The sequence below is a fragment of the Kitasatospora sp. NPDC036755 genome (assembly GCF_040636595.1).
Lineage (GTDB): Bacteria > Actinomycetota > Actinomycetes > Streptomycetales > Streptomycetaceae > Kitasatospora.
The window spans coordinates 1-9,965 of record NZ_JBEZUT010000320.1; the positions used below are offsets into that span (position 1 = coordinate 1).

Consider the following 9,965-nt stretch of genomic DNA (forward strand, 5'->3'; position numbering starts at 1 on the left):
AGCATGCCGGGACCGCGGTGAACATCGAAGCTGGTGAACACGCCCCCGCCCCCGTCCCCGAACCCGTCCCCGACCCCGCCGCCGGGCCCGAGGCGGCCGCCCGCCCGGACGAGGCCCGCTTCATCGCGGACCGCCTCCTGTGCGTCGTCCGCGAGGACATCGGACGCGCCGACACCAAGTCCTCGATCCTGCTCACCGCCGCCCTCGGCCTGCCCGCCCTGCTCCTGGACCGCAACTGGGCCGACGGCCGGCCCGGCACGCTCGCCGCCGTCCTGCTCGCGCTCGGCGGCGTGTTCTGGGCCGCCGGGGCGGTCGCCCTGGTCCGGGCGATCCTGCCCCGCACCAAGACCCTGCGGGACCACGACGGGGTCACCTTCTTCGCCGACCTGCTCACCTCCGACGGCCGGCCCCGGCTCACCGAACAGATCGTCGCGGCCGGCCGGGACCCGCTCGACTGGCTGCTCGTCCAGGCCGTGGACGTCAGCACCATCCTGGCCGCCAAGTACCGCCGCATCCGCTGGGGCGTCGCCTGCCTCGCCCCCGGATCGGTCCTCGCCACCGCCGGGATCCTGCTCACCTGAGCCCCGCCCGGTCCCGACCGCCTGCCACCGGCCGACGGCCCGGCCGCCCGCCGGCCGGTGGAACGCACCCTGATCCAGAGGAGATGACGGTGCCACACCTGCTCTTCGCGCGCCCCCCGCGGCGCGGCACCACCGGCCCGCGGGCCCGCCGCCCCCGGCGCGCCGCCGGCGGACTCGGGCGGGCCGCCGCGCTCACCGCGGCGTCCCTGCTGACCGTCGGCCTCCTGCCCGGGCAGGCCTCCGCCGAGCCCAGCCCCACGCCGGCCCCCTCCACGGCTCCCGCGGCGTCGGCCGCACCGACGGCGCCGGCTCCCGCCGCCATCGGCCCGGTCGACTACGCGATCGCCGTCGACGAGTCCGGCAGCCTCAAACCCGCCGAGGTCGACCGCGAGCGGGCCGCCGCCGCGGGGATCGCCCTCGGCGAGGTCCACCCGAAGTCGACCGTCACCGTGCTCGGGTTCGCCAGCGCGGACAACGACGCCCAGCACCCGGTGGACGAGGTCTGCCCGCCCACCGTCCTGGACGGCGCCGGCCGGGACCGGATCGGCGCGTGCATCGGCAACCTGCGCAGCCGCAAGCCGGACGAAGGGCAGGGCACCGACTTCCCGAACGCGATCCTCCAGGGGGTCAGCCGGCTGTCCACCGGGACGGACCCGGCCACGCCCCGGGTGCTGTTCCTGCTCACCGACGGCAAGCTCGACGTCGGCGACAGCCCGGCCTACGGCGACGACCGCGACCACCGCGCCACCGCCGGAGAGGCGGCCCTGGCCCAGGCCCTGGCCGCCGCGCAGGCCGCCCGGATCCAGGTCTGGCCGCTCGGCTTCGGCTCCGACATCGACCGGGCCGCCCTGGACCGGATGGCGGCCGCCGGCTTCCAGGACGGCTGCGTCGACCTGCCCGACGCGCGGCCCCGGGCCACCGCGGTGCCGGACGCCGCCGCCGTCGCCGGCGCGATGCAGACCGCCTTCGCCGCCGCCCACTGCCTGCGCGCCACCACCGGCGGCACCGGACACCCGCCGATCGACATCGAGATGCGGATCTCGCCGCTCACCACCGTGGGCAGCATCGTCGTCGACAAGGGCGACCCGGCCGTCACCGCCACCTACTTCGACCCCTCCGGCCGGCAGATCACCGCCACCACCACCGACCCGATCTCCAAGTTCGAGCTCTCGCCCCGCGACCAGACGGTCGAGTCGCTGCGCATCACCGACCCGGCGCCCGGCCAATGGAAGGTCCACCTGGACGCCCCGGCGGACCACCGGGCGCAGCTGGCCTCCGTCAGCGTGCTGTGGCGCGGCGCGCTGCGCAGCTCCATCACTATGGCGCCGCCCTCGCCGCGCCCCGGCGAGCAGGCCGTGGTCACGCTCAAGCTCCAGACCCGCAAGGGGGTCCAGGTCACCGACCCGCAGGACCTGAAGGACCTGAAGGTCAGCGCCGTGCTGAGCGGCGACGGCTTCGCGCCGGTGCCGGTCAGGCTGGCCGACGACGGGACGGGCCCGGACCGCACCGCCGGTGACGCCACCTTCAGCGGGACGGTGACGGTGCCCGCCACGGCGACCGGCCGGATCAAGGCCTCCGGCACGCTCGCCGCGTCCGGGCTGACGGCCGACGAGGACCGCACCCAGGGCACCCTGGTCGCCCCGGCGGTGCCGAAGGTGACCGCCGGCCTCACCCTCGACGACACCGCCGGCCACAAGCTCCACCCCGGGGACGCGCTGGCCGGCCGCCTCGACCTGCACAACGCGGACGGCACCCCGCACACGCTGCGGCTGGCGCTGCGGGACACCTCCCCGGGCCTGCTGGCGGTCTCCCCGGAGGAGGTCACCCTGGCGCCCGGCGAGTCCCGCCGGGTGGACGTCGCGGTGCGGGCGGCCCGGCCGGCCGCCTTCCGCGGCCTGCTCGACGGCGGCGACCTGCGGCTCGGCGGCAAGGTCACCCTGGTCGACGGCACCGACCAGGACCGGGTCCTGGTCGACAGCCCGCTGTCGCTGACGGTCACCCGGCCGCCGACCTTCTGGGAGAGCTGGTGGTGGGCGCTGCTGCTGGGCGGCCTCGTGGCGGTGCTGGCCGCCCTGGTCGTCCTGGTCCTGCACCGCGGGAAGGTGACGGGCCGGAACCCGGCGGGGCTCAAGCTGCTCCTGCTGGACCAGGAAGGTCATCAACTCGCCGACGTCACCGCCGACTCCGGCACCAACGGCTGGTACGAGTTCGACGTGGCCGGCCTCGGCGGCCCCTACCCCCGGCTCGTCCGCAAGCCCGGCGGGCCGTACCGGGTGCAGCGCAGCCGGGACGGCGGAGCGGTGCTGGAGAAGCGCCGCCAGTCGACGACCCGGATCCACCCGGACCGGCCGGCCTCGCTCACCGACGGCCTCGGCCTGGGGATCCGGGACGAACGGCGCGCCCCGCGCCGCCGCACCGGCCCGACCGCCCGCCCCCGGCCGGGCCGCGCGGAGAGCCCGTCCGCGCCACCGGCGGCCCCGCCGCCGACCACCACCTACCTCTGAGCCCCCGTCCCCGCACCTTCGAACCACCACCCTCCGACCGGAGCCGGTCGACACCCGAACCGGTCGACACCCGAGCCGGCCGCGCCCGCGCGGCCGGATGAAGGCGGAACACCATGAAGATCTTCCAGCCGATGCTGTTCGTCGGCCTGGGTGGCACCGGCGGCCTCGTCGGCGCCGAACTGGAGCGGCGGCTGCGCGCCGAACTGTGCGGCCCCGACGGCACCGCGCTCACCCACCTCGGCGGCATGGCACCCCACCAGCTGCCGGACTGCCTGCAGTTCGTCTACGCCGACTTCAGCGAATCGGACCTGGCCCACCTGCCGCTGTCCACCGCCGACCCGGCGCTGCGCGCCGCGTACAGCCGCACCTCGCGCACCACCCCCAACCTGCTGCCGAACTACGACAGTTCGCCCGACATCACCAAGATGCTCCGGGCCAGCCTCCCGGACGAGACCGCCTCCTGGCTGCCGCCGCGCGCCAACGAGCCCAGGGTCGTCCCGCTCAAGAACGGCGCCGGGCAGCTGCCGACGGTCGGCCGCGCCGGACTGTTCGGCACCCTGCGCGACGGGCTGGACCCGGTGCTGGCCCCGCTCAGCGACGCCATCGACGCGCTCGCCCGCGCCGGCGGGACCCTGAGCCAGCTCGGCGGCGGCCCGGTCTCCGGCTGCGACGTCTTCGTGGCCTTCTCGGTCGCCGGCGGCACCGGCGCCGGGATCTTCCTCGACTACCTGCACCTGATCAACCACGCCTTCCAGGAGAAGCGCCTCGGCGGCGTCAAGATCTACCCGCTGGTCGTCATGCCGTCCGCGTTCCCGGCCGCGCGCGGGGGCGGCCGGGAGGCGGAGCTGAACTCGGCCCGCGCCCTGGTGGACCTGTTCCGGCTGGTCGACGAGCAGAACGCGCCCATCGAGGGCGCGGAACTCGGCGACCTCGACGAGGACCTGACGCTGCGGATCCGCTACCCGCACGCCGCGCCGATCCGGCTGCGCAGCGGCATCCTGCCGACCGCCTTCCTGTTCAGCCGCACCGCCGGCATCCGCCAGGACGACCTGCGCCGCTCGATGGTCTCCCTGGTGATGTCGCTGATCGGCACCGAGCTCGGCGACGGCCGGCAGAGCACCCACTCCCGGGCCGACGACGACTACCAGACCTTCGCCGCGAGCTTCATCAACCGCGGGGTGTCCCGGGCGGCCGTGTCCGACGCCGGGATCGGCCGCAAGGGCGTCTCGACCAGCCTGGTCGCCTCGATGACCGCGCCGGTGGACGAACTGGCGGCGCTGGTCTCCGGCCGCTTCCTGCGCGCCTCGGTCGAGCAGCTGAGCGACGCCTCCCGCCGCACCCACCGGCCCGCCGAGGAGCTGGTGAAGCAGATGTTCGCGGACTCCGGCCTGGAGGAGCTGCTGGAGCGCCGGGCACTCGAACTGGACCCGCTCACCGTGGAGCCGCGCGGCGGTTCGGCGATCGAGGCCGCGCTGATGGCCCGGCAGAGCGACATGCAGCAGGCCCTCGCCGACCTGACCCGCCGGGTGGCGCAGCGCACCGCCGACATGGCGCAGAACTTCACCCCCCGGCGGGCGGTGGAGAAGCTGCTCTCCACCGTCGACCCGTTCACCGTCGAGCGGATCGTCAAGGGGGTGCCGCAGGATCCCAACGACCTCGCCCGCCTGGGCTTCCTCGGCCTGCTCGACAACCGCACCCGGGCCGCCGCCCTGCCGCCGGGCACCCCGGACCAGCCGCCGCCGGTGCCCCGGATCCGGCGGCAGCTCTACGGGCTCGTCCAGCCGCGCTGGGGGGACGAGGACGTCCAGACCGTGCTGCGCGAGCAGGACGCCTGGTACCGCTGGCGCGCCCGCCAGGTCTGGAACGACGGCTGGCGCAACCAGCAGCAGCGCTGGGAACCCGCCGCCCGCGCCCTGGAACGGGAGGTGACCCGGCTGGTCGAGGCCCTGCGCCGGCACTCCACGCAGGAGCCGAAGGCCTTCGCCGAGCAGTCCCGGGTGCTCTACGAGGACCGGACCGGCGTCTCCTACCTGCTGCCGCCCCAGCGCGACCTGCGGCACTTCTACGACGACCTGGTCGCCCGGCTCGCCACCCGCGAGGGCCTGGCCGACAGCGGGGACTCGGCCGCCCTGCTGCTGCGGCTGGTCGGCGGCGACGAGTGGCGCACGGCGCATGCGGCGAGCCGGCGCGACCCCGACGGCGCGGTGGGAGGCGTCAAGTCGGTCGTGGAGGCCGGGGTCAAACGGCTGTTCGCGGAGAGCGGCGAGCACCTGGAGGAGCGTCCGCTGCTGCCCTCCATGGGAGTCCTGCTGGCCGCGGCGGCCGGCAGCGCCGAAGCCGGCGAGCAGGTCGGCAAGGAGGCCCTGGAGCAGTTCGGCCGCAAGGTGGCCGGCCTGCTGCCGGCGGGCTTCGTGCCGGAGGGCACCGGGGTGCTCAAGGTGCTGGTGACCTTCCCGAAGGTCAAGAACGGCGACGAGGTCGAGGGCTACCTGCGCCGGGTGCTGCGGCTGCCCGGCGAGGCCCTCGCGGAGTTCCGGGGCGTCGAGACGGACTCCATCACGGTCGTCCAGTTCCGCAGCGAGATGAGCCTCACCGAGGTGCCCGAGGTCCGCAAGGTGCTGCGGCAGTGGGCCAAGGCACGGGAGGGGGAGCAGGCCGAGGACGTCCTGCGCTGGCGCCAGCGCCTGGGCCACCGGGACGACTGGCTGGTGTCCACCGAGGCCGACCGCCGCCACGTGCTGCACCGGCTGCTCTGCCTGCTGTGGAACGGCCAGGTGGACGTGCTGGAAGGGACCGAGGACTCCCCGCAGCTGGTCCGGCTGCGGCTGTTCCGCGACCGCGGCGCCGACGTGCCGGGCGTGCGGCTGCGCCTGGGCGCGCAGCACGACGGCATCTCCGGCTGGGCCGAACTGCTGCGCGCCTACGAGCGCTGGACCGTCCTGGACGACGAGCGGACGGTCGGGGCGTACACCGAGCGGCTGATGGACGCCCGCCCGGTCGGACTGACCCGGTCGGCCAGCCGCCCCGACCCGCTGTTCGTCCGGCTGGTCGAGAAGATCGCGCCGCAGCAGCTGCGCCTGCTCGCGGCCCGCCGGGAGACGGGCGGGGAGCGCGTCGAGGGCTGGTTCCGGCCGCTGTGGCAGTTCTGGGCGGAGACCCTGCCGGGGGCGCTGGCCATGGAGTTCCGCGACGAGCGCGCCGTCCAGCCGAACCTGGGCCGGCTCCTGCAGGCGATCCAGCAGGGGGACCTGTCGCCGCGTCCGGTCGACGAGGCCGAGGACGAGGGGCCCGCGCAGCCGACCCACGGGGCGCAGGACGACTGGGGCACCAACCGGCCGGTGGACCCCGCCGACTGGCGCGAGACCGGACCGGACCGGGGACGGCCCCCGGCCCAGGACCCGGACCGGGACCGGGACCGCTACCGGGACCGTGACGGGAACGGGGGTGGGGACCGCGACCGGGACCGGGGCCGTGCCGGAAATGGAGGCTGGGACCGCGACCGCGACCGGAACCGTGACGGGGACCGGGGCCGGGAGCCGGAGCCCGACCGGGGCCGTGACGGTGGCCAGGGCTGGGGCCGTGGGCCTGACCGCGATCGGGGCCGTGACGGTGACCGGAGCCGGGACCGTGAGCCGGAGCGCGACCGCGATCGGGACCGCGACGGTGACTGGGGCTGGGACCGCGAGCCGGAGCCTGAGCGGGGTCGTGACGGGAACCGGGGCTGGGACCGCGAGCCGGAGCGCGACCGCGACCGCGACGGTGACCGCGACCGCGACGGTGACCGGGGTTGGGGCCGCGACCGCGACCGCGACCGCGACGGCGGGCGTCGGGCCGAGCCCCACCGCCCGCCGGCCGAGCCGCCCGGCTGGACGTCCTGGTCGGACGGCGACCGCGACGGCGACCGCGACGGCGACGGACCGGCCGGCGGCCGCGAGGGTGGTGAGTTCGCATGAGTGAGCCGATCCGCCCCCGCACCCCGGTCGTCCACCTCGACCTGCGCACGGCCGAACTCGCCGGCACCGACCCGGTGGACCTGCGGTCCGCCGTGACGGCCCGGCTGGCCCGGCACGGCCGGATCCGGCCGCACGACCACCGCTTCCTGGTCGTCGACACCCCCGCCGGCCTGGTCGAACACCGCACCAGGTACGAGCAGTTGATGGGCTACCCCGCGCCCGGCCGGGTGCGCGTGCTCTGCCTGCTGGTCGGCGGGCTGCCCGCCCTGCCGGCCGAGGGCCGCCCGGCCGAGCGCCGGCTGGTCCGCCCCGCGACCCTGCGCGGCCCCGAGGCCGGGCTGATCTGGGCCGGCGACCTCCACGCGGGCGACGGCGGCCCCGGGTCCGCCGCGCCCGACGACCCGTCCGCGCTGGCCGTCCTGGTCGACCTGCTCGGCCTGCCCGAGGTGTTCGACGAGACCCTGGACGTGCTGGGTGTGCTGCCCGACGGGGTGGCCGCTCCCGGTCTGCGGGTGCTGGAGCACGGGCTGGCCCCGGAGGTCAGGAGCCAGGCGTGGAGCGAGGCGCTGGTGCGGTTCGCCGGCGCCCACACCGCCGCCCCGGTCGGGGCGGCGGCCCACACCGGCGCCGACCTGCCGCCCGCCCTCTCCGCGCTGGTCGTCGGCGCGACCTCGGGCAGTCCGGGCCGGCGGGAGGAGGGCGGTGCCGCCGGCCGGGCCCATGACGAGGCGGTCGAGGCGCTCGCCGACGCGGACGGCGAGCTGCTGGCCTTCGGCAGCCCCGTCGGCCTGCTGACCGGCGGGGGCCGCGCCGGTCTGGAGTCGGCGCTCGACCGCGCCCGGCAGGCGCTGGACGGCTACCACGGGGTGGTCGAACAGGTCCTGCGCAGCGACGGCGGGACCGCCGACACGCGGTCCGCCGCCGAGTCCGCGGCCCGGCTGGCCCGGCTCGGGGTGACGGTGGCGCCCGCCGCGACCAGCGGCGAGCGGGTCGGCGACAGCCTGCGCCGCCTCGCCGTGGGGCTGCTGCGCGACGGGCTGCCGCTGCGCGCGGCGGCCGAGCGCTTCGCCCTGCTCTCCGGGAAGGTGCAGCCGTTGTCCAACACGCCGCGGCTCGCCGACCTCCGCCGGCTGCGCGCGGCCGGCGCGGAGGGCCGCGCACCGGAACCCGACCCGCCGGGTCTCGGCGTCCTCGCCGTCACGGCGCTGTGCGGCCTCCTCGGCGGCCTGTGGACCGGGTCCGCCGTGGCGGCCGCGCTGACCGTGCCGGTGCTGGTGCTGCTGGGCATGCTGCTGGTCGCCCACCGACTGCCCGGCGGCCCGGCGCGGCCGTCCGACGCGGTGCGCCTTGGCGCGGCCGCGCTGGTCGGTGCCGCGGCGGGTGCGGCGGCCGCCGGGGCGATCGGCCTGCCGCTCTGGTCGGCGGCGCTCGCGCTGCCGTTCGCCCTCGTCGGCTGGGGCTGGCTGCTGCTGCGGCTCTGGCACGACGGCGCCCAGCGTTGGGGCCGGGAGTGCGGAATCATCCCGTTGCGGGACGAACTCGACGGCCTGGACGCGCTGTTGGACCGCGCGCTGCGCGAGTTCTGGGCCGTCGAGGAGCGGCGCCACTGCGCGGACGCCGCGCTGGCCGTCGTCGGGGTGCTGCGGGCGACGGCCGAGGCCGCGGAGGAGGAGGCGGCGCGCGGCCTCGATCCGGCCCGGCCCGCGGAGTTCGACGAGGAGTTCGGCGACTGGCTGAGCGGGGTCGGCGAGGACGGGGCCGGGTTCGAGGAGCTGTCCTGGTCGGACGACGAGGACTGGAACCTCGATCCGCCGCTGGCCGGCCCGGGCCCCGACGGCGACCTCGACGACGTCCTCGACCGTTACCCCGAGGGCGGTTTCGGCGCCGACCACGGTGCCGGGTCCGACCTGGACCCGACCCTCGACCCGTCCGCCGTCGGCACCGGCACCGCCGTCGGCACCGGCACCGGCGCCGGCACCGGCCCAGCCGCGGCCGGGCCGGCCTGGCTGGAACGCGGCGAGGCCAAGGGCGGCCCCGACCTCGTCACGGCGCTGACCGGCGACCTCACCGACGCCGCCCTGACCGCGCTGGCGCCGTACTGGGGCGCGGTCGAGCGCGGCCACGTCGGCGACGCGGCCCAGGAGCGGATCGCCGAACGGGTCCGCGAACTCCTCGGCGTGGCCCGCGACCACCTGCGGGACAACGACGTGCTCACCGCCCCGCCCTTCGCCTCGCCGCACCGCGACCGCGGCGGGCCGGCCGGCCTGCTGGGCATCGACGCCCGGCGGTCCGCCGACCCGCACGCCCTCGACCCCGACGGGCCCGGCGTGGTCCAGCTGAACTCCTCGGAGCAGCTCGACCTGCTCAGCCGGGACCCGGCCGCCGTCGCCCTGATCCGCTTCGGCCCGGACGCGGCCCGCACCGCCACCGGCCCCGACGCGGCCTTCGGCGACCCGCCGTTCGGCGACGCCCGCCACGGCGGGGCGCCGGGCCCGCGGCAGGAGCGGGAGGTGCTGACCGCGGCCGGCCGGTACGCCGGGCTGCTGCGGCTGACCGGCCTGAAACCCGGTGTCGTCAGGACCGTGCGGCAGTGGCACGACGACCCGCCGCAGAACGAGGAGGAGGAGTGGTGACCACCCCCGCGCCCGGTCCGCGGACCGGCGAGCCCGCCCGGGCGAAGCCCGTCGGACTGTCCTTCCTGACCCCCGACGGGCGGCGCAGCCGGGCCTGGGCCCGGTTCGGCCCCGACTACGGCCCGCCCTCGCGCGGCCCCGTCCGGACCCGCAACGCCCTGCTGAACAACGGCGTCAAGTGCGTCCAGGTCCGGGCCGTCGGCCCGGGTGATCCGGCCGTCGGCGTAGGTGCGGGCGTAGTCGTAAACCAGGACGTCCGGGTCACTCGTGGCGGTGAGGCGCTCGTCGACGGCC

Annotated in this window: 5 protein-coding genes; all 5 read left to right on the forward strand. The window is 76.9% G+C overall.

Annotated features, from left to right (window positions below; all coding sequences use genetic code 11):
- On the forward strand, nucleotides 1-581 hold a 581-nt coding region (locus tag AB0E96_RS33215), incomplete at its 5' end, for a Pycsar system effector family protein (protein ID WP_359829513.1).
- An 83-nt stretch (nucleotides 582-664) separates the two neighbouring features.
- Nucleotides 665-3,085, forward strand: a complete 2,421-nt coding sequence (locus tag AB0E96_RS33220) for a vWA domain-containing protein (RefSeq protein ID WP_359829514.1) — start codon at nucleotides 665-667, stop codon at nucleotides 3,083-3,085.
- Between the two features lie 113 nt (nucleotides 3,086-3,198).
- Nucleotides 3,199-7,038, forward strand: a complete 3,840-nt coding sequence (locus tag AB0E96_RS33225) for a tubulin-like doman-containing protein (RefSeq protein ID WP_359829515.1) — start codon at nucleotides 3,199-3,201, stop codon at nucleotides 7,036-7,038.
- A complete protein-coding gene (locus AB0E96_RS33230; protein ID WP_359829516.1) occupies nucleotides 7,035-9,671 on the forward strand; it encodes a hypothetical protein in 2,637 nt (878 codons plus the stop codon). The genes AB0E96_RS33225 and AB0E96_RS33230 overlap by 4 nt, the downstream gene beginning before the upstream one ends.
- A partial coding sequence (locus AB0E96_RS33235) for a hypothetical protein (RefSeq protein WP_359829517.1) occupies nucleotides 9,668-9,965 on the forward strand: 298 nt, incomplete at its 3' end. The genes AB0E96_RS33230 and AB0E96_RS33235, both read left to right, overlap by 4 nt.

What these genes read in the sequence shown, in the direction of transcription:
- AB0E96_RS33220 (WP_359829514.1), top strand. Translation starts at nt 665, where the DNA reads ATGACGGTGCCACACCTGCTCTTCGCGCGCCCCCCGCGGCGCGGCACC.
- AB0E96_RS33225 (WP_359829515.1), top strand. Translation starts at nt 3,199, where the DNA reads ATGAAGATCTTCCAGCCGATGCTGTTCGTCGGCCTGGGTGGCACCGGC.
- AB0E96_RS33230 (WP_359829516.1), top strand. Translation starts at nt 7,035, where the DNA reads ATGAGTGAGCCGATCCGCCCCCGCACCCCGGTCGTCCACCTCGACCTG.